At 66.8% G+C, this 24,204-nt stretch carries 22 protein-coding genes; 11 read left to right on the plus strand and 11 right to left on the minus strand.

Features of this window, described 5'->3' with window-relative positions:
• Nucleotides 1–39: 39 nt before the first annotated feature.
• Genes ORI27_RS10990 through ORI27_RS11000 form a run of 3 tightly spaced genes read right to left on the minus strand, consistent with a single transcriptional unit; the run spans nucleotide 40 to nucleotide 5,471 of the window.
• On the minus strand, nucleotides 40–1,392 hold the full coding sequence (locus ORI27_RS10990; protein ID WP_265996856.1) for an FAD-binding oxidoreductase: 1,353 nt from the start codon (nucleotides 1,390–1,392) through the stop codon (nucleotides 40–42).
• Nucleotides 1,389–4,769 carry a TM0106 family RecB-like putative nuclease gene (locus ORI27_RS10995; RefSeq protein WP_265996857.1) on the minus strand — a complete coding sequence of 1,127 codons (3,381 nt, stop codon included), beginning with the start codon at nucleotides 4,767–4,769 and terminating at the stop codon, nucleotides 1,389–1,391. The genes ORI27_RS10990 and ORI27_RS10995 overlap by 4 nt, the downstream gene beginning before the upstream one ends.
• A gap of 30 nt (nucleotides 4,770–4,799) precedes the next feature.
• A complete protein-coding gene (locus tag ORI27_RS11000) occupies nucleotides 4,800–5,471 on the minus strand; it encodes an LppP/LprE family lipoprotein (protein ID WP_265996858.1) in 672 nt (223 codons plus the stop codon).
• On the opposite strand from ORI27_RS11000, the gene ORI27_RS11005 reads away from it, so the two are divergent.
• A complete protein-coding gene (locus ORI27_RS11005) occupies nucleotides 5,465–7,150 on the plus strand; it encodes a DEAD/DEAH box helicase (RefSeq protein ID WP_265996860.1) in 1,686 nt (561 codons plus the stop codon). The genes ORI27_RS11000 and ORI27_RS11005 overlap by 7 nt on opposite strands.
• On the plus strand, nucleotides 7,147–8,286 hold the full coding sequence (locus tag ORI27_RS11010; RefSeq protein WP_265996861.1) for an acyltransferase family protein: 1,140 nt from the start codon (nucleotides 7,147–7,149) through the stop codon (nucleotides 8,284–8,286). Before ORI27_RS11005 ends, ORI27_RS11010 begins: the two co-directional genes overlap by 4 nt.
• A 71-nt stretch (nucleotides 8,287–8,357) precedes the next feature.
• Here ORI27_RS11010 and ORI27_RS11015 read toward each other — a convergent pair whose 3' ends face one another.
• Genes ORI27_RS11015 through ORI27_RS11025 form a run of 3 tightly spaced genes read right to left on the minus strand, consistent with a single transcriptional unit; the run spans nucleotide 8,358 to nucleotide 11,136 of the window.
• Nucleotides 8,358–9,218, minus strand: coding sequence for an endonuclease domain-containing protein (locus ORI27_RS11015; protein ID WP_265996862.1), 861 nt, complete (start codon nucleotides 9,216–9,218; stop codon nucleotides 8,358–8,360).
• 56 nt (nucleotides 9,219–9,274) lie between these two features.
• Nucleotides 9,275–9,898, minus strand: a complete 624-nt coding sequence (locus tag ORI27_RS11020; protein ID WP_265996863.1) for a TetR/AcrR family transcriptional regulator — start codon at nucleotides 9,896–9,898, stop codon at nucleotides 9,275–9,277.
• Nucleotides 9,898–11,136, minus strand: coding sequence for a cytochrome P450 (locus ORI27_RS11025; RefSeq protein ID WP_265996864.1), 1,239 nt, complete (start codon nucleotides 11,134–11,136; stop codon nucleotides 9,898–9,900). The genes ORI27_RS11020 and ORI27_RS11025 overlap by 1 nt, the downstream gene beginning before the upstream one ends.
• Before the next feature lie 224 nt (nucleotides 11,137–11,360).
• On the opposite strand from ORI27_RS11025, the gene ORI27_RS11030 reads away from it, so the two are divergent.
• The 7 genes from ORI27_RS11030 (at nucleotide 11,361) to ORI27_RS11060 (ending at nucleotide 17,589) form a co-directional block, all read left to right on the plus strand.
• Nucleotides 11,361–11,576: a FitA-like ribbon-helix-helix domain-containing protein gene (locus tag ORI27_RS11030; protein ID WP_265996919.1), complete on the plus strand. Its 216-nt coding sequence runs from the start codon at nucleotides 11,361–11,363 to the stop codon at nucleotides 11,574–11,576.
• Nucleotides 11,573–12,013, plus strand: a complete 441-nt coding sequence (locus ORI27_RS11035) for a type II toxin-antitoxin system VapC family toxin (protein WP_265996866.1) — start codon at nucleotides 11,573–11,575, stop codon at nucleotides 12,011–12,013. Before ORI27_RS11030 ends, ORI27_RS11035 begins: the two co-directional genes overlap by 4 nt.
• Nucleotides 12,014–12,483: 470 nt before the next feature.
• Nucleotides 12,484–14,289, plus strand: coding sequence for an NAD(P)H-dependent oxidoreductase subunit E (locus tag ORI27_RS11040; protein WP_323055594.1), 1,806 nt, complete (start codon nucleotides 12,484–12,486; stop codon nucleotides 14,287–14,289).
• Nucleotides 14,286–14,999, plus strand: a complete 714-nt coding sequence (locus ORI27_RS11045; RefSeq protein WP_265996867.1) for a 2Fe-2S iron-sulfur cluster-binding protein — start codon at nucleotides 14,286–14,288, stop codon at nucleotides 14,997–14,999. The genes ORI27_RS11040 and ORI27_RS11045 overlap by 4 nt, the downstream gene beginning before the upstream one ends.
• Nucleotides 14,996–15,625 carry an NADH-quinone oxidoreductase subunit B family protein gene (locus ORI27_RS11050; protein WP_265996868.1) on the plus strand — a complete coding sequence of 210 codons (630 nt, stop codon included), beginning with the start codon at nucleotides 14,996–14,998 and terminating at the stop codon, nucleotides 15,623–15,625. The genes ORI27_RS11045 and ORI27_RS11050 overlap by 4 nt, the downstream gene beginning before the upstream one ends.
• A 13-nt stretch (nucleotides 15,626–15,638) precedes the next feature.
• Nucleotides 15,639–17,105: a Ni/Fe hydrogenase subunit alpha gene (locus tag ORI27_RS11055; RefSeq protein WP_265996870.1), complete on the plus strand. Its 1,467-nt coding sequence runs from the start codon at nucleotides 15,639–15,641 to the stop codon at nucleotides 17,103–17,105.
• On the plus strand, nucleotides 17,089–17,589 hold the full coding sequence (locus ORI27_RS11060; RefSeq protein WP_265996872.1) for a hydrogenase maturation protease: 501 nt from the start codon (nucleotides 17,089–17,091) through the stop codon (nucleotides 17,587–17,589). Before ORI27_RS11055 ends, ORI27_RS11060 begins: the two co-directional genes overlap by 17 nt.
• On the opposite strand, the gene ORI27_RS11065 is transcribed toward ORI27_RS11060, so the two are convergent.
• The 5 genes from ORI27_RS11065 to ORI27_RS11085 form a co-directional block, all read right to left on the minus strand.
• The gene (locus ORI27_RS11065; protein ID WP_265996873.1) at nucleotides 17,586–18,527 is read right to left on the minus strand and encodes an Acg family FMN-binding oxidoreductase; all 942 of its coding nucleotides are present in this window, start codon (nucleotides 18,525–18,527) and stop codon (nucleotides 17,586–17,588) included. The genes ORI27_RS11060 and ORI27_RS11065 overlap by 4 nt on opposite strands.
• An 89-nt stretch (nucleotides 18,528–18,616) precedes the next feature.
• The gene (locus tag ORI27_RS11070; RefSeq protein ID WP_265996874.1) at nucleotides 18,617–18,850 is read right to left on the minus strand and encodes a hypothetical protein; all 234 of its coding nucleotides are present in this window, start codon (nucleotides 18,848–18,850) and stop codon (nucleotides 18,617–18,619) included.
• A 202-nt stretch (nucleotides 18,851–19,052) separates the two neighbouring features.
• Entirely contained in the window at nucleotides 19,053–20,420 is a 1,368-nt protein-coding gene (locus ORI27_RS11075; protein WP_265996875.1) for an FAD-binding oxidoreductase, read from the minus strand.
• A gap of 37 nt (nucleotides 20,421–20,457) precedes the next feature.
• The gene (locus ORI27_RS11080) at nucleotides 20,458–20,931 is read right to left on the minus strand and encodes a DUF3237 domain-containing protein (protein WP_265996876.1); all 474 of its coding nucleotides are present in this window, start codon (nucleotides 20,929–20,931) and stop codon (nucleotides 20,458–20,460) included.
• Nucleotides 20,928–22,175, minus strand: coding sequence for a multidrug efflux MFS transporter Tap (locus tag ORI27_RS11085; protein WP_265996877.1), 1,248 nt, complete (start codon nucleotides 22,173–22,175; stop codon nucleotides 20,928–20,930). Before ORI27_RS11085 ends, ORI27_RS11080 begins: the two co-directional genes overlap by 4 nt.
• Before the next feature lie 53 nt (nucleotides 22,176–22,228).
• Here ORI27_RS11085 and ORI27_RS11090 point away from each other — a divergent pair, with 53 nt between their 5' ends.
• Nucleotides 22,229–23,056 carry a uracil-DNA glycosylase gene (locus ORI27_RS11090; protein ID WP_265996878.1) on the plus strand — a complete coding sequence of 276 codons (828 nt, stop codon included), beginning with the start codon at nucleotides 22,229–22,231 and terminating at the stop codon, nucleotides 23,054–23,056.
• A 114-nt stretch (nucleotides 23,057–23,170) separates the two neighbouring features.
• On the plus strand, nucleotides 23,171–24,202 hold the full coding sequence (locus ORI27_RS11095; protein WP_265996879.1) for an LLM class flavin-dependent oxidoreductase: 1,032 nt from the start codon (nucleotides 23,171–23,173) through the stop codon (nucleotides 24,200–24,202).
• The last annotated feature ends 2 nt before the right edge of the window (nucleotides 24,203–24,204 follow it).

The following is a 24,204-nucleotide window of genomic DNA, read 5'->3' on the forward strand; positions in this document are numbered from 1 at the left end:
CTTTCGTCGAATCAGTCGAAGCTCTCGGCGGACTGCGGGTCAGTCGAACAGCACCGCGGGATTCAGATAGCCCGTCGGGTCGAAAGCGGCCTTGATGGTGCGCATCGCCGCGATGTCGGCATCCGAGCGTGCCATGCCGAGGTAGGCGCGCTTGCGGCTGCCGACTCCGTGCTCCGAGCTGACATTGCCGCCGTGGGCGGCAATGAGTTCCATCATCACGGCGTAGAGGTGGCCCTCCTGTTCGGCACCGCAGCGCAGCACGTTCAGATGAAGATTGCCCTCGCCGATATGGCCGAACAGCACCGGGATGGCCTCCGGCGCGTGCTCGGCGATCAGCCCGGCGGAGTCGGTGGCGAACGACGGGATCGCCGAAAGGGGTAGGGAAACATCGAATTTCAGCGGCGGCCCGAAGAGCCCGACCACCTCTGCGGTGGATTCGCGGACCTCCCAGAGCCGTTGCTGGGCAGCGTTGTCGATGCCGACTGCCGGTTCACCGCTCAGGTCGGCATCCTCCAGCGTGTCGGCCAACCGCTCGGTGAGGTCGGTTTCGCCGGCCAGCTCGATCAGCAGCAGCCAGTCTCCGCCGCTCGGTACCGGCACATCGAGATGGGCGGCCGCCAGTGCGGCCGACCGTCCGTCGATGAGCTCCAGAGCGGCAATGGATTCGGTGTCGCGCAGTACCCGGCCGGTCGCCACCAGGGCATCGAGGTCGGCGAACCCGCACACCGCTGTCACCCGGTGCGCGGGGACCGGGTGCAGTCGAAGATCCAGGCCGGTGATCACTCCCAACGTGCCTTCGGCGCCGATGAAGAGCGACGCCAGGTCGTAGCCGGTGTTGTCGGACCGCACCTGGCTGTGCCGGTGCACCACCGAGCCGTCGGGCAAGGCGACGTCCAGGCCGATCACCTGCTCGCCCATGTTGCCGTAACGAACGGTGCGCAGGCCGCCGGCGTTGGTGGACGCCATCCCGCCGACGGTGGCCGAGTCGCGTGCGGCGAGGTCGACTCCGAACAGCAGGCCGGACACGGCAGCTGCCCGCTGCACGGCGGCCGCCGTCACGCCGGCCCCCACCCGGATCCGCCGCTCGACGACGTCGACGTCGCCGATCTCGGTCAGCCGCTCGGTGGACAGCAGGACGTCGTCGTGTTCCGGCACCGTTCCGGCTACCAGGGAGGTGCGTCCGCCCTGCACCGTCACGGACACCTCCGATGCGCGGCATTCCCGCAATACCGCTGCGACTTCATCGGCCGAACCGGGTCGCACCAGCGCACTGGCCTTTCCGCGGTAGCGGCCGGTGTGGTCGACGCTGCGGCCATCGAGGACGTCGGTGTCGGTGACGACATGGGCGGCGCCGACGATGGCTTGGAGCCGTTCGGCCAGCGATGAACTCATGGCGCACACATTGCCAGGAAAGCCCCCAACTCCACCAACCCTGCCGGCGTCGACGGCAGGTAGTCGGTCAGCATCGTCGACCGCACGATCACCGCCGCGTACTTCGCCCGGCTCACCGCGACGTTGAGGCGATTGCGATTGAGTAGGAAGGAGATTCCCCGCGGTACCTCCGCGATCGAGGAGGCCACCATTGAGATGAAGACGACCGGGGCCTGGCGGCCCTGGAATTTGTCCACCGTGCCGGCCTGCACCTCGGCCAATCCCGCCGCGTCGAGCAGGCGGCGTAACAGCACCACCTGGGCGTTGTAGGGCGTGACGATCAGCACGTCGGCGGCGGTCAGTTCTCGGGTGCCGTCCTCGTCGGTCCAGGCTGAGCCGAGCATGCCGATGATCTCGGTGACGATCGCCTCGGCCTCCTGCCGGCTGTCGGTCGAATTGCCGTCGTGATCGACGGCGAGCACCCGTACGCCGGGCCGGACCCCGGCGAGCCGGCGGGCGGCGGTGCGCTCTTCGACCGAGTGCAGCCGGTTGTCGTAGGAGAGCCGCGACACCGCAGCACACACCGCCGGGTGCATGCGATACGACCGGTCCAGGAAGTAGCCGAGATCTTCGGGCAGAGTGTGCCGTCCGTCGACCAGCCAGCCCAGCGCGGACGCGTCCACCGGTTCGGGGTGGGTGCCCTGGCTGACCTGGGGAAGTTGCTGCGGGTCGCCGAGCAGCAGCAGATTGGTGGCCGCCTGGGCGACGGCGATGGTGTTGGCCAGGCAGAACTGGCCGGCCTCTTCGATCACCAGCAGGTCCAGAATTGCCGGCGGTACCCGTGTCCGGTTGGCGAAATCCCATGCCGTTCCGCCGATCACACAGCCTTCGTTACCGGCTATGAAGGCGGGGTAGACCTTCTCGTCGATGGTTGTCCAGGCGCCGGTACCGCTGGGCTTCTTGGCGACCAGAGTCGGGTCCACCCCGGCACCGATGATGTCACGAAACAAGTTCTCCACCACGGCATGTGACTGAGCGACGACGCCGATGCGCCAACGGTGTTCTTTGACGAGCACGGCGATGACGCGGGCGGCGGTGTGGGTCTTGCCGGTTCCGGGTGGTCCGTGCACCGCCACATACGACGAATCCAGCCCCAGCAGCGCGGTAACGATATCGGCGGCGCTGTCGCCGGTACGCGGTAGCGAGGTGCTGGTGCGCGGCGGGCGCCGCAGCAGGATGTCAACTACGGCCGACGGAGGCAGGCCGGGGAGCCCGGCCGCGATTTCGGTCGCGGTGGCGTCGATCGACTCACGCAGCGCTTTGGTGTGAAACGGCGGGCCCGGCGTCAGCGCGAACGGCAACGCCTCAAACGGGCCGCCGCTCTTCGGTTCTCGCTCCATCACCAGCACCTCGGTGGGCGCGGCCGGGTCATCGCAGCCGAGTACCGATACCGAAGCGAATGCCCGCCGCTCGGGGTCGTCGGACAGGCCGCTCGGGGTCGGCGGGTCATACAGCGCATACATCTCGGCGCTGAGCTCGCCGGCGGTGATCACGCCGTCGAGCAGCAACCGCCGCTGTTGCTTGCGCGCGCGCGGCGGGATATGCCACTCGGTGTCGACCTCTGCCCCCTCGACGAGGAAAACTCCCGGCGTGTCGGACCATTCGTCAACCGGACTGTTGAGTCGGTCGAAGTGTCCCCACCAGAACGGTTTGTCCTCGCGGCGGTGATACCCGCGGGCAGCCGCGATCATCGCGACCGCGCGCTGGTCCGGGCTGCGGGTGGTGAGGTCGTCGCCGGCGAACGCGCGCAGCGTACGGTCGAGTTCGTCATCGACGTCGAGCGGCCCGCTGTCGCTGACCGGCTGTGGCCCCAGCGGCGGCACGCCGGCTTCAAAGGCGCGGCGCAGTAACCAGTCCCGGAGTTTGCGGGTCGACCGGCAGTCGTAGTGGTTGTAGTCCTCGATCTCCTTGAGCACCGCCGTGGCCTCGCTGTCGTTGCCGTCGGCGAGCAATTCGCAGTAGCGGGCATACATCGTGATCGAGTCGGCGGCGGTGGTGACGTCACCGGTCCGCAGTTCGTCGCCCATGTAGAGCGGTTCCAGAGACTTCAGGCTGTAGTTCTCGGTGCCCACCCGAATGCTCTTGCGTACAAAGGGATATAGGTCCACCAGGACGCCGTTGCGTAACAGATCGTCGACCTCGTCTTCACCCTCACCGTAACGGCCGGCCAACCGTAGCAGGGCAGTCTTCTCGTACGCCGCGTAGTGGTAGATGTGCATCTTCGGATACCGCTTGCGTCGCTTACGCACGGCATCCAGAAAGCCTTTGAGCGCCTTGCGTTCCTGGCGTCGGTCGTGGGCCCACAGCGGCCGGAAGTCCCCGCCCGCGCCAAGCACCCCGAACAGGTATTCCAGCCCCCAGTCGGTGCCGTCGGCGGTCCATAGCGGGTCACCTTCGAAATCGAAGAACAAGTCGCCCTTGTCGTGGTCCGGCAACAGCATCAGCGGCTGCGGGTCCACCACCTCGAAGGGCGGCTTGCCGTCCACCCGCGGGGCGAGCTGCAGCCGCGCCTGCCCCCGCAGTGAGGCCACTGAGCGGGCCGGCAGGTCGGGCACCGGGGCGTCGTGCGTTGCCAGCTCGGTCACGGTCGTGATGCCGGCGTCGATCAGGCGGGCGCGCTGGCTCACCCGCATCCCCGCCACGAGCAGCAGATCGTCACGCTCGCGTAGCTGGCCCTCGCACTCGGGGCAGCGCATACACGCGCGCACCGATTCGTCCTCCCAGCTGACCGCGACACCGTCGGCGAGGTGCCCATCCAGCAGGGCCTGAAGTCCGGAGCGACGGGAGCGGTAGACCGGGAGCAACTCGTCCACGCGGTAGGCCCGAGTGGTGCCGTTGCCCAGCACCAGTTCCACCTCGTCGTGGACGTCGACACCCGCGGCGGTGAGGGTCTCGGCGTAGGCGGCCAACTGCAGCAGGGCCTCCACCTTCACCGATCGGGCGAGCTTGGTGTCGCGCAGCCGATAGCGGTCGGCCTCGAGGAGCAGAAAGTCCGCGAAACCCACGAAGCGCCCGTCGAACATCGCGGCCTGATAGATGACGGGTGCGCGCCGCTCGACGGCGCGCAGCGTGGCGGTTGCGGCGGCGGTCAGCCCGGGCACCGTGTAGACGGGCCTGCCGATGACCGTGACGTCGGCCGCCGCGCGGAGCTCGTCGAGGTGGCGCTGTTCGTGCTGGCCGCCGAGCTCGGCGGTACGCGCCAGCAGCTCGTCGGTGACCGAGACGGCCGGCCCCCGGCCCAGCTGCGCATCGAAGGCGCGCAGCAGCGCAAACTCGCAGCGTGCGGCCGCGGCGAGGTCGGAGGCGCTGTAGATGACGCGGTCCTCGGCGACGAACACAGACCCACTGTAGGCGCGGGTACCGACGGCTCAGCCGTTGCCGATCAGCTCCACACCGTTGCCGTTCCAGCGGAACTTCACCACGCTCTGCATGCCCAGGCCGTTGACGTAGGCCAGGGCGACGGTGTCACCGGTGCTCTGCGTGGTGTCGACGCCGTTGAAGCCGTAGGTGTCGGGCACGCCGGTCGGAATGTACTTGCCGAGATGGAACAACACCGCGCGGGTATTGGGGTTGTCGGCGTTGGTGTTGGCCTTGATGATCACCGCCGACAGCTGGGCGCATTCGTTGTAGTTGCCGGCTATCGGTACGGGATACCAGCCCTGTTCGCTGCGCGGGTCGCGGGGCAGCTCGGAGACCGCCTGGGCGATGGCCGGAGCGGCGAGGTTCACCGCGCACGGGTCCGGTGGTGGTGGCGTGCTGCTCGGCGGTGGCGGCGGCGCGCTCGTCGGCGGGGGCGCCTCGGTGGTGGTCACCGCGCTCGATGTCGGCTGCGGAGTCTTGGCCACCGTCGAGTCGCCAGAACTGCAGCCCGCGAGTGCAGCGGCCAGCACGGCTCCCGCCACCGCGATCGTGAGCCCTGTTCCCCGGGTCGCTTCGCTCCTGCCCGCCGCCCGCTGCCACACACCGGCGACGGTACCGGCCTTCTCGAGCAGAAGCGGGTTACGGCACGCTCCGGCAGTAGACTGCAGATCCGATGACATCCCCGGACGACGCCCCCCAGACCTTCGCCGACCTGCAGATCCACCCCGCGGTGCTGCAGGCTGTTGCCGACGTCGGCTACGAAACACCGTCGGCGATCCAGGCGGCGACCATCCCGGCGCTGCTGGCCGGCTCCGACGTCGTCGGCCTGGCGCAGACCGGTACGGGCAAAACCGCGGCCTTCGCGATCCCGATCCTGTCCAAGATCGACCCGGAAAGCCGCAACACGCAGGCGCTGGTGCTGGCACCGACCCGCGAGCTGGCCCTGCAGGTCGCCGAGGCGTTCAGCCGCTACGGCGCACACCTGAAGATCAACGTGCTGCCGATCTACGGTGGCTCGTCCTATGTTCCGCAGCTCGCCGGGCTCAAACGCGGCGCCCAGATCGTGGTCGGGACCCCCGGGCGCGTCATCGATCACTTGGAGAAGGGCAGCCTGGACCTGTCGCACCTGGACTACCTGGTGCTCGACGAGGCCGACGAGATGCTGCAGATGGGGTTCGCCGAGGACGTCGAGCGCATCCTGGCCGACACCCCGGAGTACAAGCAGGTCGCGTTGTTCTCGGCGACCATGCCGCCGGGGATCCGCAAGATCACCACCAAATACCTGCATGACCCCGTCGAGGTGACGGTCAAGTCCAAGACCCAGACCGCCGAGAACATCACCCAGCGCTATTTCCTGGTGTCGTATCCGCGGAAGATGGACGCGCTGACCCGCCTGCTCGAGGTGGAGCAGGGCGACGGGATGATCGTGTTCGTCCGCACCAAGCAGGCCACCGAGGAGGTCGCCGAAAAGCTGCGGGCCCGTGGATTCGCCGCGGCCGCCATCAATGGTGATATCCCACAGGCGGTCCGCGAGCGAACGATCAGTCAGCTCAAGGACGGGACCGTTGACATCTTGGTGGCCACCGATGTCGCTGCCCGCGGGCTGGACGTCGAGCGCATCTCGCATGTGGTGAATTTCGACATCCCGCACGATCCGGAGTCCTATGTGCACCGCATCGGGCGCACCGGCCGGGCGGGGCGCTCGGGCACCGCGCTGCTGTTCGTGACGCCGCGCGAACGGCACCTGCTGAACTCGATCGAGCGGGTCACCCGGCAGAAGCTGGTCGAGGGTCAGCTGCCGTCGGTCGACGACGTCAACGCCCAGCGGGTGGCCAAGTTCCAGGACTCGATCAGCGAGGCGCTGAACGCTCCCGGATTCGAGATGTTCCGCCGGTTGATCGAGGACTACGAGCGCGACAACGACGTGCCGATGGCCGATATCGCCGCCGCGCTGGCACTGCAGAGCCGTGACGGCGCGGAATTCCTGATGACCGAGCCGCCGCCGGAGAAGCGTCGCGAGCGCCCAGAGCGTCCCGAACGTGAACGCGCACCGCGCAAGACCCGCGACGATCTGGCGACCTATCGCATCGCGGTCGGCAAGAAGCACAAGGTCGGCCCCGGCTCGATTGTCGGGGCGCTGGCCAACGAAGGCGGCTTGCATCGAAGCGATTTCGGGCACATCACCATCAAGGAGAACTTCTCCCTGGTCGAACTGCCCGCCAGCCTGTCCAAGCAGACCCTGAAAGCCCTTGAGAAGACCCGGATTTCCGGTGTGTTGATCGATCTCAAGCCCGACCGCGGCAACCCGAGATACGACGCGCGTCCCTCCGGCGGGAAGCCCCGGCGCACGAGCCGATGACCGCGTCCGGCCAGGTCGATCAGGGCGGTCTGGAAGCGGTCTCCGGAGTCGACCGGGTCGCCTCGCTGACCGGGATCCGGGCGGTCGCCGCGCTGCTGGTGCTGGCCACCCACGCCGCGTACACCACGGGCAAGTACACGCACGGTTTTGTGGGCCTGGTGTATTCGCGGATGGAGATCGGCGTGCCGATCTTCTTCGTGCTGTCGGGCTATTTGTTGTTCGGCCCGTGGGTGCGCGCGGCGGTCGGCGGGCAGACGCCGCCGTCGGTGCGTCGCTACGCCTGGCACCGGGTGCGGCGGATCATGCCGGCCTACGTCGTCACCGTGCTGGCCGCCTACCTGATCTACCACTTCCGCACCGCCGGACCCAATCCGGGCCACACCTGGATCGGGCTGCTACGTAATCTCACGCTCACCCAGATCTACACCGACAACTACATGTTCAACGGTTATCTGCACCAAGGGCTCACGCAGATGTGGAGCCTGGCCGTCGAAGTGGCTTTCTACGTCGCGCTGCCGGTGCTGGCATGGCTGTTGCTGGTCGTGGTGTGCCGGCGGCGGTGGCGGCCGAGGTTGTTGCTCGCCGGGCTGGTGCTGCTCGCGCTTGTCAGCCCGGCCTGGATGGTCCTGGTGCACACGACGGATTTTCTGCCCAGCGGAGCCCGGCTGTGGCTGCCCGGCTACCTGGCCTGGTTCATCGGCGGAATGTTGCTCACGGTGTTGGGTGCGATAGGAGTTCGGGTGTACGGCTTCATCGTCGTGTCGCTGGCCGTCGTGAGCTTCCTGATCGTGTCCACGCCGATCGCCGGCGAGCCCACCACCTCGCCGAGCGGGCTGACCGAGGCGCTGGTCAAGACGGTCTTCTACGCGGTGATCGCCACGCTGATGGTCGCGCCGCTGGCTCTGGGTAACCGAGGGTGGTATGCGCGCGCCCTGGCCAGCCGCCCGATGGTGTGGCTGGGGGAGATCTCTTATGAGATCTTCCTGGTGCACCTCGTGGTGATGGAGATCGCGATGGTGGAAGTCCTGGGGTGGCCGGTCTACACCGGGTCGATGCCGGCGCTGTTCCTCGTCACGCTGGTCATGACGATCCCGGTGGCGTGGGTGCTGCACCGGTTCACCCGGGTGCGCACCTAGTCTCACAGCCGAGTCTGCGGTGATTGCGTGATTCTTGCGAAAATCCCACGCTGACGGCAGGTCCAGTGCGCTCACCGCAGAATCGATGCGCGCCGACCCAGGGCGTCGCGCACTCGCCGAACAATGTCGCCCGACGTGTGCTCGGCAAGCACCCGGATGACGATCCAGCCGAGACGCTCAAGTTCCTCGAGGCGAATGACGTCCTTATTGTGCTGCCAGCGATCGGTGCGGTGATGGTCGCCGTCGTACTCGACAGCGACCATCAACTCTTCCCAGCCCATGTCGAGGTAGTACGTCGTGAAGCCGTCGGCACTTCGTACGGGAATTTGCGTTCGCGGCCGCGGGAGCCCGGCATCGATCAGGGTCAGCCGCAACCAACTTTCCCTGGGCGATTGCGCCCCGGCGTCGACGAGAGCCAGCACAGCTTCCAGCTGGCGAAGGCCTCGTGCGCCGGGATGCTGCTTGGCGAGCGCGGCTACCTCCTCAACCCCGATACCCGTGGCACGCAACAGTGCGTCCATCCGGGCGACCGTCGAGCGCGTTGGTTGGCGTCGACCGATATCAAAGGCTGTCCGTTGCGGGGTGGTGACCGGCAAGTCGCCCAACAGCATCCGCTCCTCGGTCTGGATACGCATATCGTGCGTCCGTAGACCATGTGGTGGCCTGGCGTTCGATGCCACCAGCTCGACGGGCAAACTGCCATCCAGCCACTTCGCGCCGTGCAGACTCGCTGCTGTCAGACCCATGACGGTGCCGCTCCGATGTGACCACAGCCATGCGGCCCTTGCACGCTCGTGAAGTGTGAGCTCAATCCCCTTTGGGGCGTATACATTCGGAAAGACTGCGCGATAGTGAGCGCGCAATTGATGGCCGCGCAAGGCGTCGCTCGCGATCGCTTCGCTCCCGATGAAGGGTGATTCGATGTTCGCCATGGCGACACCTTCGGATCACTGCCCGACGCTGAGCCGCCCACTCTGCACTCAGCGCGTCATCCTGGGGATGAATCTCGATCTGTGCGCAGACTCGATGCCTCCACCGCAGACTCGCTGGGGCACACCATCGGGACGACGAACTCCTCGAGCATCGCGCGCTCGTCGTCGGCGTCGCGGCCCGGGAAGATCAGCAGCGAGGTCAGCACCCTGACCAGCCAGCGGGCCCGGCGGTGGACGACATCGGGGTCGTCGGGTCGCAATGACAGCAGGAAGCCCGATGTCAGCGCCTGGATGACCTCGGACTGTTCGGCCATCTCGGCCCCGATGGGGGAGTCGGTGGTGGCGAACCACGACGACAATGCCGGGCTCTCGCGGACGAGCTTCATCGACGCGCCGAGTCCGGCCAGCAGCCGTTCCCGTGGATCGGGAATCCCGCGGACCAGTTCGGTCATCTGCTCGTGCAACCGGTACGCCTCACGGTGTACGTAGGCGGTGTGCAGCACCTCGCGGTTCTCGAAATAGCGATACAGCGTTGCCCTGGAACATCCCGCACTGCGGGCGATGTCGTTCATGCCGACGCTGGCCACGTCGTGGTGGGCGAACAGTTCGCCGGCCGCGTCGAGGATGCGGTCGGCGGCCACCTCAGCGCGCCGCGAACTCAGCCAGTCCTTGCCGGCCATCAGCCGCGCACCCGGAACGGCACCGACAGTGGGCGACGCACGTAGCCGCCACCGGCCCAGACGATGCCCGACTCGTCGATCTCGAAATCGGGGCAGCGGGAGAGCAATTCGGTCAGCGTCACCCGCGCTTGCATTCGCGCTGCGGCCGCGCCGAGGCAGTGATGGGCGCCGTGGCTGAACGTGAGGATATTGCGCGGGCGCCGGGTGACGTCGAGCTCGCCCGCGTCCGGGCCGTACTGTCGCTCGTCGCGGTTGGCCGACCCGTACAGCAGCAGCACCTTGCGTCCGGCCGGGATGGTCTTGCCGTGCAGCTCGACGTCGCGGGTGACGGTGCGGGCCAGCCCCTGAACCGGGGACGTCAGCCGCAACAGCTCGTCGACGGCATCGGGAATGAGCTCAGGCTGCTCGACGAGCATCCGGCGCTGGTCGGGACGTTCGGCGAGCAGCGGCATCGACCCGCCGAGCAGGCCGGTGGTGGTGTCGTTGCCCCCGGTCACCATCGTGAAGGTGAAGGCCAGCACGGACAGCGTGCCGGCGATATCACCGTCGGCGCCGACGCCGGCGGCCACCAGGTGCGACACGGTGTCGTCCTCGGGCTCGCGCCGGCGGCGCTCGATGAGTTCGGTGAAGTAGGCCATCATCGACCCGACCGCGTCGCCGACGGTGGCCAGTGCGCCACCGATGCCATCACTGGAGGTGTTGGCGGCCACGATCGCATCGGTCCAGCCGTCGAACTGGTCACGGTCATGGTCGGGAACGCCGAGGTAGTGCGCGACCACCATGGATGGCAGCGGTTTGAACAACTCGGTGACGATGTCGCCGCCTCCGTTGGCGCGCAGCCGCTCGATGCGCTCCACGACGAACTCCCGCACCTTGGGTTCGACCGCTTCCACCTGCCGGGGGGTGAAGCCGCGGGACACCAGTTTGCGGAATTCGGTGTGTACCGGTGGATCCTGCATCACCATCGGCGGGTTATCTTGCAGTCCAATCAGTTCCAGCTCGTTGTAGGTGACGGTGAGGCCCTGGGCGGAGGAGAACGTCTCGTGGTCGCGCGCGGCGGCGAAGATGTCGGCGTGCCGGGACAGCACCCGATAGTCGTGATCGGGGTTCTCCGGTACGACATGGTGTACCGGGTCGCGGTCGCGTAACGCCCGGTACATCGGCCAGCGGTTGCCCCAGGTCTCCGGGGTGGCGAGCTCGAAGCGGGCCTCTGCTTCGTGAGACACAACAGCAGTCATGTCTTATGAGTACGACAAGATCGCTGCTGTGTCAATGCCCGGCCGGGATCCCAGTAGATTTGTCCTAGTGCCAGACGGTTTGTCCACCGTGTGTCCAATTGGAAGGCCAAGTGGGACGCGCATGTGGTCGGTGGCGGAGGTGGAACGTCCTGGTAGGTGCGGGGGGCCTGATGGGCATCAATTTGATATCACAATATTGATATCGTTTTCGCATGGAGCAGATCGTGATCCGAAACCTTCCCGAAGGAACCAAGGCGGCGCTGCGCGTGCGCGCTGCACGTCACCAGCACTCCGTCGAAGCCGAAGCCCGCGCGATCCTCACGGCGGGGCTGTCGGGCGAAGATGTCCCCATGTCAGTACTGCTGGCTGCCGACACCGGCCATGACATCGACTTCGATCCGCAACGTCTCGGCCTGACCGCCCGCACCCCAGAGCTGTGACCTACGTCCTCGATACCAACGTGGTGTCCGCTTTGCGCGTACCGGGACGCCATCCGACCGTGGCGGCATGGGCGGACTCGGTTGAAGTGTCCGAACAGTTCATCGCAGCCACAACGATGGCTGAGATCGAACGCGGCGTGATCGCCAAGGAGCGGACCGACCCAGCCCAGGGTGAGCATCTGCGGCGCTGGTTCGACAACAAAGTGTTGCCCGTGTTCGCCCACCGGACACTGGCTTTCGATCTGGCCGCCGCCCGCATCCTGGCCGCCGCCCGCATCCTGGCCGCCTACCGCGTGCCAGAGCACGCTCCCTACGACGTCGCACTGATCGCGGCCGTCGCCCAGGCCACCGACAAGATCGTCGTAACCCGCAACACCCGACACTTCGAACCGCTCGGCGCCCGATGCCTGGACCCCTGGGAGTGGACTACACCGTGAACGCGAGCGGGGATGCGAACTCGCAGCCAAGTCGGTCCGACCGCAATGCGGCTCAGCCGATGGGTGCGCGCCGAAGCTCAATCGCTGGTGGTTGATAAATGACGTATTTCCGGGACGAATCGTGCATGAAAAACCCGGGACGCTGCAAATCACGGCAGGTCACGGTTGAGTCGAATGACAGACGCGTCGGGAACCTACAGCCCGGCCGGGATTACCTCTGGGTCACGGTCAGTTCGCTTGGATTCCGATCAGGGTTTGCGCAGACGCCATCGGTGATGTCCACGTCGTGGGCGTGAGTCGGAGCGCCGCTGCGAATTTGCCTCCTCCACAAGGTAAAAACCAGCGTTGCGTGTTAGCCTCGCGGGACCACTCAGCCCCGTCGGGGGGCGGTGGGAGGCCCGATGAAGCGTCACCGTTGCCGCGCAAATCTTCAGTTCACCCTTGCGTACGGAACTCGATACCCTGATTGAGTGGGCGGTACAGTGACCACGACTTTCGACATCGCGACAGTTCTCGACGGCCGCAAACGTGACCGCGTCGAGCTCATCGACATCCTGTGGGAGGTCCAGCGCGGCGCGGGTTACCTCGATGCCGGTGTCGCCGAGCAGATTGCCGAGTGGCTCGGGCTCTCCGTCGGCGACGTCTTGGAGACCGCGACGTTTTACCATTTCTTCCACACCGAGCCGTCGGGCCGCTACCGAATTTATTTGAGCAACAATGTTGTTGCGAAAATGCGGGGCTATGACGCCGTGCATGAGGCGCTGGAACGTGCGACCGGTACGCGGGTCGGCGGACCGGGGTCGGCGGACTTCGGATTGTTCGAGACCGCCTGCATCGGACTGAGTGACCACGAGCCCGCGATGCTGATCGACGGCGTGGTGTTCGCGGATCTGACACCGGAATCGGTCACCGAGATCGTCGATGCGCTCAAGAGCGGTCGGTCGCCGGCGCAGATCGCCAACCCGGCCGCTATTCCGACTCAGGATGTCGCCTACGTCGAGGCCCTGACCCGCACGGCCGTGCACACTTCCGGGCCGGTGTTCTTCACCGGCGAGACCGACCACGCCGCACTGGTGGGCCGCTGCCGTGACACCGATCCCGAGGACGTGATCGCAACCATCACCGAGTCGGGTCTGCGCGGCCGTGGCGGTGCGGGCTTCCCTACCGGCAACAAGTGGAAGTTCTGCCGGGCGGCAGCCGGAGACGAGAAGTACATCATCTGTAACGCCGACGAGGGCGAGCCGGGAACCTTCAAGGACCGGGTGCTGCTGACCAACTCGCCCAAGGACGTCTTCGCGGGTATGGCGATCGCGGCCCACGCCGTTGGCGCCCACACCGGAATCCTCTACCTGAGGGCCGAATATGCCTACTTGCAGGACTATCTCGAGCGCCAGCTGACCGAGCTGCGCACCGACGGTGCGCTCGGTGAGGGCTTCGACATCCGCATCCAGCTCGGTGCGGGCGCCTACATCTGCGGCGACGAGTCGGCCCTCATCGAGTCCTGCGAGGGCAAACGGGGAACGCCCCGACTCAAGCCGCCATTCCCGGTCCAACACGGATTCCTGGGCATGCCGACAGTGGTCAACAATGTCGAGACTTTCGCCGCGGCAAGCCGGATCATGGCCGAAGGTGCCGCCTGGTTCGCCGCCATGGGCGTGCCCGGGTCGACCGGTACCCGGCTGCTCAGCGTCGCCGGAGACTGTGCCGCCCCCGGGATCTACGAGGTCCAGTGGGGGATCGGGCTGGCCGAGGTGCTCGACCTGGTGGGTGCGCAGGACCCTCGGGCGGTACAGATCAGTGGACCGTCGGGTGAGATGCTGTCCGTGGCCGCCGACGCCGACCGCAAGCTCGCCTACGACGACCTGTCCTGCAATGGCTCCTTCATGGTCTTCAACCGCGACCGCGACCTGCTCGACATCGTCGCGGATTTCATGCAGTTCTTCGTCGACGAGTCCTGCGGCATCTGCGTGCCCTGCCGGGCGGGCAATGTTCAACTCCGGGAGAAGGTCGGCCTGGTTGTCGCCGGCCGGGCCACCCGGACCGATATCGACGACATGGTCACCTGGGGCGGAATCGTCGCCCACACCAGCCGGTGCGGGCTGGGCGCCACCTCTCCGAACCCGATTCTGACCACCCTGAAGAAATTCCCGGAAATCTATGAAGCCAGACTCCGGAGCCAGAACGACGGCGACCTGTTGTCGTCGTTCGACGAAGTGGCAGAACTGACCGGCTACGCCAGGGCCGTCGCCGAACTAGCACCGCAGGAGACGCTGTGAGCATCCGCATCGAGATCGACGGCGTCGCCGTCATCACCGAGGAAGGTAAGACGCTCGTCGACGTCGCCGCCGAGGCCGGCGTCTACATTCCGACGCTGTGCTACCTGCCCGAGCATCCGGCCCTGGGCACGTGCCGGGCGTGTTCGGTCCGGGTCAACGGCTCGATCACGGCCGCGTGCGCGGTCACGGTCAGCGACGGAATGCGGGTCGAGGTCAACGCCCAAGACGTTGTCGACGCGCGCAAGGCACTGGTCGAAATGCTGTTCTCCGAAGGCAATCACAACTGCCCCAGTTGCGAGAAGTCGGGCCGGTGCACCCTGCAGGCCGTCGGCTACGAAGTGGACATGATGGTGTCCCGCTTCCCCTATCAGTTCCCCGAGCGGGTCGCCGACCACGCGTCGAGCACCATCTGGCTCGAGCGCGACCGCTGCATCTTCTGCCAACGCTGTGTCGAGTTCATCCGTGACCGGGAGACCGGTGAGAAGATCTTCAGCATCCACGGCCGCGGCACCGACGCCCGCATCGAGATCGACGCCGCCCTGGCCGACAAGATGCCCCCCGAGCAGGTCCGGGAGGCGGTCGACATCTGCCCGGTCGGCACGATCCTGGAGAAGGGCCAAGGCTACGACGAACCCATCGGCCAGCGGCGCTACGAGGTCGAATCGGTACGTGACCGCGCGCTCGAACCATCACGGAGGCCAGTCCAGTGACCGCATCGGACGCCAACGAGATTGCCTCGCATGAACTTCCGGCCACCCCGCTGGATCCGGATCTGGCCGCCAAACGCGCCGAGAAGATCAAGGTCTCGATGATCAGCCTGTGCGGCTGCTGGGGCTGCAGCCTGTCGCTGCTGGACATCGACGAGCGCATGATCGGGCTGCTCGACAAGATCACGATACTGCGGTCGTCGTTCACCGACATCAAACGCATCCCGGAGCGGTGTGCGATCGGCTTCATCGAAGGCGGAGTGGCCAACGACGAGAACATCGAGACGCTGCGACATTTTCGGGAGAATTGCGACGTCCTGATCTCGGTCGGCGCCTGCGCGATCTGGGGCGGTGTGCCGTCGCTGCGTAACCTGGCGGGACTGACCGATTGTCTTGCCGAGGCATACACCAATTCACCGACCGCTCCGGCCGGCGCGGTGCCGGTGGTTCCCTACGACCGCCACATTCCGATCCTGACCAACAATGTCTACCCGTGTCATGAGGTCGTCCACATGGATTACTTCGTCCCGGGCTGCCCGCCGAAGCCAGACGCGATACTCGACGTGCTCGACGACCTGATCGCGGGCCGGCCGGTCGATCTGCCCACGTCTCTCAACCACTTCGATTAGGGGAACGTCCACCGTGGCAACGACACTCGTCATCGACCCGATCACCCGGATCGAAGGGCATGGCAAGGTGGTCATCGAGCTCGATGACGACCACAACGTCACCGACGCCAAGCTGCACGTGGTGGAGTTCCGCGGCTACGAGAAGTTCATCCAGGGCCATCCGTACTGGGAAGCACCGGTTCTCATGCAGCGGATCTGCGGGATCTGCTTCGTCAGCCACCACCTGGCCGGCGCCAAGGCCCTCGATGACCTGATTGGCGTCGGGCCGGGCTCGGGAACCCGGCTCACCCCGACCGCGGTCAAGATGCGCCGGCTGGGGCACTACGCCCAGATGCTGCAATCGCATGTCACCGCGTACTTCTATCTCGTAGTTCCCGAGATGCTGTTCGGGATCGACGCCGCCCCCGAGAAGCGCAACTTCATCGGACTGATCGAGGCCAACCCGGAGCTCGTCAAACGTGTTGTGCGGCTGCGCAAATGGGGACAGGAAGTCATCGAGGCCGTATTCGGGAAGCGCATGCACGGTATCTCCTCGGTCCCGGGAGGTGTGAACAAATGCCTCACCACGGCCGATGTGGCGCGATTCCTGCGTGGGGAGGAGGGACTGTCGTCGGTCGACGAGGTCATCGAAGATGCCCAGCTGGGCCTGCAGATGTTCTACGACTTCCACGACAAGCATCGCGCCGAGGTTGACGGTTTCGCCAAAGTTCCCGCCCTCAACATGTGCCTGGTCGACGACGACGGCAACGTCGACTACTACGACGGCCGGCTCAAGGTCGTCGACGACGACAAGAACACCGTGCGCGAGTTCGACTACCGCGACTATCTCGAGCACTTCTCCGAAGGCGTCGAGAAGTGGAGCTACATGAAATTCCCATATCTCACCGACCTGGGCCGTGATGCCGGGTCGGTGCGGGTGGGACCGTTGGCCAGGCTCAACGTCACCAACACATTGTCGACGCCACTCGCCGCGGAGGCGCTCGAGAAGTTCCACGCCTACACCGGTGGACGCGCCAACAACTCGACGTTGCACACCAATTGGGCAAGGACGATCGAGATCATCCACGCTGCCGAGGTGGTCAGGGATCTGCTCAACGACCCCGATATCTGCAAGGACGACCTGCTGGTGACACCGGGCGATGACGCCTGGATCGGCGAGGGAGTCGGTGTGGTGGAAGCCCCGCGCGGCTCGCTGCTGCACCACTACCGCGCCGACCGGCAGGGAAACGTCACGTTCGCCAACCTGATCGTGGCCACGACGCAGAACAACCAGGTGCTCAATCGGACCGTGCGTAGCGTCGCCGAGGACTACCTCGGCGGTAAGACGGAGATCACCGAAGGCATGATGAACGCCGTCGAGGTCGGCATCCGCGCCTACGATCCCTGCTTGAGTTGCGCCACCCACGCCTTGGGGCAGATGCCGTTGACCGTGTCCGTGGTCGACGCCCGTGGACGGGTGATCAATGAACGAACCCGCTGAAATGCTGCGCCTTCCCGCTGATTTGCTCGGAAGCCCGGACACGCTGGTCTACGGGATCGGCAACTGCGGACGTCAGGACGACGGACTGGGGTGGGCGTTCATCGATCAGCTGGAAGGGGACTGCCGGAAAACCGGCGCCGGGCTGCGGCGAACCTACCAACTCAACCTCGAGGACGCCGATCTGATAAACCGGTTCTCGCGGGTCCTTTTCGTCGACGCCACCAAGGATCGGTCAGTGGAGTCGTTCGCCATCAGTCGTCCGGAACCGGTGCTGGATCTGACCTTCACCTCCCACGCGCTGTCGGTGCCGTCGATCCTGGCGACTGCGCGGCAGTGCTTCGGCCGGATCCCGGAGGCCTACCTGCTGGCGATCCGCGGCTACCACTGGGAGTTGAGCGAGGGATTGACCAGCCACGCGCGGGACAACCTCAACCAGGCGCTGCATTTCGTTTCGCCGCTGCCGGCGTCCGTGCGCAGTGGCTAGTCGAATCTGGTCCCGTCCACGTAGCTGACGACATCGGCCATCGGGCGGCGCGAGGTCGGCGAACACGGCGCGCCGGAGCACTGCGCCCAGCCGACCCGCAGCAACATCTGCGGGGACGCCTGATCGGAGAACACCTCGCGCTGAACCGCATCACGCGTTTCGGCGATCTCCAACGGCTCGGTCAGCGGGCAGCATGCGAAGCCGGCCGCCGTCGCCGCGAGTAGCACCATGCTGCTCGCTTCCCCGGCCCGCAGCCACGCGAGCATCCGATCGTTGGCGGTGCCCAACGCGAGGATGACCGCGTTGTCGGGACCGTTGTCCGCGGAACCTTCAGATGCGGTATCCCCGCCGCCCCATTCGCCAGCCGTCGCTGAAGACGCGCGGATGGTCCACTTCTCCAACTCAGCCAGATACTCGGGGTCGGTAGCATGCTGGTGAATCGCCTGGGCCACGATGCGGCGCAACCTGGGTACGGACCTTACTTCGCGGGCGATGACGCCCGTCTCGCTCAATCGAGCACAGATACTCGCAATGGCGACCGAAGGGATGGCTCGTTGGCCGTAGGGGCGTCGGTCGGCCCGCCGCCGCGGGATCGCCTTTGCCAGAGCGATATCGGCTTCGGTCGGCTGAGCGCGAAATGGCCGGATCTCGGCGAGATGGTCGGGGTTCGCTCGATCGGGGAACCGGCTGATCTGCGCATGCCAACCCGCCGCCGCCAATGCCACAGCGCAATGGTGAAGTGCCGCTCCGCAACTGATGATCCGTTCACGCCCATCAGGATCGGAACTGGGCAACTGGACGTCAGGGTCGGCGTAGAGATGTAGAGCGCGATTGCTGATCCGCCAACGCCACGGTTGTGAATTGCCTATCGAGGGCGCCCGAAGCGCTTGGGCCAGAACGGTATGCAGCGTTGCGGTATCGGGGAAGTCGAGGGCCATGAGGTCGTCACCACCTCGTCGTTGAGCGCAGTGAGATTTGTATGGCGTGGGCCCGCTTGAAGCAAGCCCACGCCCGGGTTGCGGGTGCCTCAGCTGGCCAATCCACTGAGCCCGAGGACCGGGGGTCGCGGATCGCCATTGATATCAAGTTGATTCAACCTCTGCTCCACCGTCGCCAGCAGGGCGTCGAGCGCGGCGTGGGGTGTGGTCGCAGGGGTCGACTGCATCGTCGGAAACTCCGCCACCGAGGCGACATAGCCATGTTCGCCCGGTGACCAATGGATACGGTAGCTGTACTCGTAGGCTTTCCATCGAGGCTTCATGACCAAACTCTAACGCTCGGCCGTCTGGTTCGCTCTTGCCAAGAGCCCTCAACGCGTGGGACCAACGGCCCATTCTTCTGAACGGCGCCGATCGGGAGATTCGCACGTAACATGTTGTGGGACAGTGCACTTCACTGCATTGCGGATCCGATGCCGTTAACGGCGTAACAATCCTGAAACGTCAGGCCCCGGTGGGTGGTTCCTAGATGACCGCACCCGGGTTGAGGATCCCGTCGGGATCCAGCGCGGCCTTGATCTTGCGATTGAGCTCCATGGCCGCTGGCCCCAGCTGACCCGCCAGCCAAGGCTTCTTGAGCCGGCCGACACCGTGCTCACCGGTGATGGTCCCGCCGAGCGCCACCGCCAAATCCATGATCTCACCGAACGCCTTTTCGGCCCGCGCGGTCATCGCCGCATCGGCGGGGTCGTACACGATCAGCGGATGGGTGTTGCCGTCGCCGGCGTGCGCGATCACCGAGATCGTCAGATCGTGACCGGAGGCGATCTTGGCCACCCCGCCGACCAGGTCGGCCAGCGCGGGCAGGGGCACGCCGACATCCTCGAGCAGCAGCGAGCCCTTGGCCTCCACCGCAGGGATGGCGAACCGGCGAGCCGCGACGAACGCCTCGCCCTCGTCGGGGTCTGCCGTCGAAAAGCATTCGGTAGCACCGGCTTCGGCGAATACCTGAGCCATGTACTCGGCATCCTCGGCGCCGGCCGGTCCCCGGTCGTCGGAGGCGGCGACCATCATTGCCGCCGCCGAGCGGTCCAGCCCCATGCGCAGTTTGTCCTCGACGGCGTTGATCGCCACCGCGTCCATGAACTCCAGCATCGAGGGCCGGATGCGCCCGGTGATCGTCACCACGGCACCGGCGGCGGCCTCCACCGAGTCGAACGTCGCCACCACGGTGCATGCCCGGGGCTGGGGCGGCAGGAGACGCAATGTCACCTCGGTGATGACCCCCAGGGTGCCCTCGCTGCCGACGAACAGTTTGGTCAGCGACAGCCCGGCCACATCCTTGAGCCGTGGCCCACCCAGGCGCACCGCGGTGCCATCGGCCAGCACAACCTGTAGTCCGAGAACGTAATCGGTGGTGACGCCATACTTCACACAGCAGAGCCCGCCCGCGTTGGTGGCGATGTTCCCACCGATGCTGCAGATCTCGTACGATGACGGATCCGGCGGATACCACAGGTCGTACTCCGCGACCGCCTTCTTCACCTCGGCGTTGAGCAGACCAGGTTGGACGACGGCGGTGCGGGTCACCGGGTCGACGGTGATGTCGCGCATCTTCTCCGTCGACAGCACGATGCCCCCGTTGACGGCCGTCGCCCCACCGGACAGGCCGGTGCCGGCGCCGCGGGGCACGACCGCGACTCGGTTGGCGGTCGCCCAGCGCAACAACGTCTGCACCTCTTCGGTGCGGGAGGGTCGGACCACCGCCAGCGGTGTCCCGGCGGCGGGATCGGTTGCCCGGTCGTGGCGGTAGGAGGCCAGGATGTCGGGGTCGGTGACGACGACCCCATCGGGCAATTCGGCGGCCAGGCCGGCCACGGTGCTCACGGCCATTGCGTCATCCTAGGCGTGGGCACGATCGGGGAGGCCGTCACAGCACCTCGAAGACCCGGTAGTGGACCTCCGACATCGACATCTGGTTGATCGCGACGGTGTGGACCGCATTGATCCACCGGTAGCGGTCGTCGTCGGTCTCGAACAGTGGGCTCGACCGGGCGTAGGCCTCGTCGTGCCGAATGAACTCACCCGTGATGTAGCGTGCCGTGGCTTCCTGGGGCATCGATACCCGTCCGGTCACGGTGATGTGGACGTAGGCTCCGTCGTCGGTGCGCAGCGTGGCACGGACGTCGAGGCGGGCCACCCGGTCGCTGCCGACGACGATCCAGTCGCCTCCGCCGGCCAGGAGGTCGCCGGCGATCCGGTCGCCTTCACAGCGGCCCCGACGGATCACGAAGGTCATCCGCGTTCCGGTCGGCGTCGGGAAAACCTGCGCCGGGTCGAACTCGATCCGCATGTCGAGCAAATGGGTGAAGCGGGGTTCGGCGTCGATATCGACCAGGGTCATGTTCGCAGCGTAGGCACCGGACCGCCGGCGTCGGTGTCGAGTTCGCGAAGTGCAGGTATCCAGGGGCAGGTCAGCCCGATGACCAGGATCGGCACCGCCAGCACCAGGAAGGTCACCTTCAGCCCGAACGTGTCGACCAGCGGGCCGGCCAGCGTGAACCCGATCGGACCGGCGGCGTAGGCCATCGACGTCATGACCCCGACCACCCGACCCCGCAGCTGTGTCGGGGTGCGGGCCTGCATGATCGAGTTGTAGATGGGCCCGATCGGGCCGTAGACGAGGCCGACCACCGTGGCCAGGGAGAGGATCACCGGCAGCGGCGGCAGGAACGCGATCACGGCCACGGCGATGCCGAAGGTCAGGACGGCGGTCAGCACGGTTGTCCGCTTACTGGCGATTTTCGACAGCACCGTCCAGCTCAGCGCTCCGATCAGCCCGCCGATCGACAGCGCCATCAGTACCCAGCCGAGCTGGGCCGGTTCGTTGCGGTCGGTGAAGTACTTGGGGAAGAGCACGCTTTCCATCGGCAGGTACAGACCGGTGACGGCGAGGTCGATGAGCCCGAGGGTGCGAAGCGCCCGGTTTTGCCAGACGAACTTCAACCCTTCCACGACGCCGGAAACCACGGTCTCGGGGAGTTTTTCGCGGGGTGGCCGCCCGGCACCCTCCAGCCGTAGTACCGCCATCGCCAGGATGGCCAGCCCGAAGAGCGCGGCGGTCACCCACATGGTGTTGACCCCGCCCAGGGTCGCGATGAGCAGACCACCAATGCCGGGGCCGGTGATGTAGGCCAGGTTGAACACCGCCTCGTAGACGCTGTTCGTGTGATCCCGGGTCCACCCGGCCCGGGCGGCGGCCTCGGGCAGCATCGATTGTCGCGCGGTCATTCCGGCCGGATCGAAGAATGCGCCCAGGGCGGCCAGGCTCGCCAGTACCAGTGTGTTCAGCACGTCGGTGCCAAAGGCGATGGTCAGCACCGGGATCGCCGCGACCGCGGTCGCCGACAGCGCGTCGGAGAGCATCGCGACCCGGCGGCGGCCGACGAAGTCGACGGCGGCGCCGGCGATGAGTGTGGCGACCAGCAGCGGCAGGGTCGCGGCACCGGCGACGATCGAGGCGTCCACCGCGTTGCCGGTGCGCTGCAGCACCAGCCACGGGAATGCGACCAACGAGATCCCGTTGGCGCCCGCGGCCAGGAAGGTCGAGGACAGGATCAGCAGCGCGGGAAGGCGCGTGGTGGTCACCCGCCGAGCTTAATTTTCGCGCGCGCGAATGCCGACGCAGGCACAGTGGAGCGGTGACCGTCCACGCTCATCCGCGCACCGGGGTGCCATTCGAATCACCGGTTCCGCCCGGGACGGGCTGGCCCGGTGACCCCGCCGGCACCGATACCCCGGCGGCCGCCGACGCCGGACAGGTGGCCGCGCTGGCCGCGACAGCCGGCGACCTCGCAAGCCTTGATGCCCTGATCAGTGTGTGCCGGGCCTGCCCCAGGCTGGTCACCTGGCGCGAGGAGGTGGCGGTCACCAAGCGACGGTCCTTCGCCGGTGAACCGTACTGGGGGCGGCCCATCACCGGCTGGGGCTCGGCGCGGCCGAAAATTCTGGTGCTGGGACTGGCCCCGGCTGCCCACGGTGGCAACCGGACGGGGCGGGTGTTCACCGGCGACCGCTCGGGTGATCAGCTGTTCGCCGCGCTGCACCGGGCCGGGCTGGTGAACTCGGCGATCAGTGTCGATGCGGCGGATGGTTTGCGCACCAACAACATCAGGGTTGCCGCTGCGGTACGGTGTGCCCCGCCCGGCAACGCGCCGACACCCGACGAGCGGTCGACCTGCGAGCCGTGGCTGGCCGCCGAGTGGCGGCTGATCGCCCCCTATGTCCGGGTGATCGTGACTCTGGGCGGGTTCGGCTGGCAGGCCGCCCTGCGGCTGCTCGCCGACGAGCTGCCGGGCCCGGCCAAACCGAAGTTCGGCCATGGGGTGGTCGTCGAACTGTCGTCGGGTCGGCAGCTGATGAGCTGCTATCACCCGAGCCAGCAGAACATGTTCACCGGGCGCCTCACCCCGGACATGCTTGACGCCGTGTTGGCCGATGCGGTGAAGCGGGCCGGCCTGCGCGGGTGAACTCCGCCAATTCCCCGGGTCGCTTCGCTCCTGCCCTCCGTGTGCCAATTCCCCGGGTCGCTTCGCTCCTGCCCTCCGGGGAAGTAAGTGCCCGGCCGTATCGTTGAGGCCGTTATGCGGCTTTCTGTCCTCGATCTCGTCCCGGTGCGCACCGATCAGACCACCGCCGACGCGCTGGCGGCCACCGTGCGGCTGGCCCAGACCGCCGACCGGCTCGGATTCACCCGATACTGGCTCGCCGAGCACCACAACATGCCCGCGGTCGCCGCCACCAGCCCACCGGTGCTCATCGCCTACCTCGCCGCCCAGACCACGCAGCTGCGGCTGGGCTCGGGTGGGGTGATGCTGCCCAACCACGCGCCGTTGGCTGTCGCCGAGCAGTTCGCACTCCTGGAAGCTGCCGCTCCCGGCCGCATCGATCTGGGCATCGGCCGCGCGCCGGGCTCGGATCCGGTGACATCGATCATGTTGCGCGGCACTCGCGATGATTCCGATATCGAGAACTTCCCGCAGTATCTCGACGATGTCGCGGCGCTGATGAGCGCGCACGGGGTTCGCATCCCCATCCGCAACCAGGACTACATCCTCAAGGCGACCCCGGCCGCGGTCGGGGAACCGCGACTGTGGCTGTTGGGCTCGTCGATGTATTCGGCGCATCTGGCCGCCGCCAAGGGCCTGCCTTACGTGTTCGCCCATCACTTCGCCGGGCAGGGCACCGTCGAGGCGCTGGCCGCGTATCGGTCGGAGTTCCGGCCGAGCGCGGTGGCCGCCGAGCCGGTGACGTTCATGACGGTCAACGCGGTGGTCGCGCCAACCCGTGCGGAGGCCGATGCACTGCTGCTGCCGAACCTGCAGATGATGGCGCGGCTACGTACCGGCCAGCCGCTGGGGCCGCTGGATCTCGTCGAAGACGCGGCGGCGCTGACGATGCATCCGCAGGCCGAGGCGATCATCGCCGCCGGCCGGGCCAAGGCGGTCGTCGGTTCGCCGGCCGAGGCGGCCGAGCAGGTTCGCGCGGTGGCCGACGAGTTCGACGTCGACGAGGTGATGGTCAACCCCGTCGCCTCGGCGCATCGTGGCACCGACCCGGCTACCGCACCAGCCCGCGAGGCGACGCTGGAACTGCTGGCCAAAGAGCTGTTCTAGCT

The sequence above is a fragment of the Mycobacterium pinniadriaticum genome (genome assembly GCF_026242045.1).
GTDB classification, from domain to species: Bacteria; Actinomycetota; Actinomycetes; order Mycobacteriales; family Mycobacteriaceae; genus Mycobacterium; species Mycobacterium pinniadriaticum.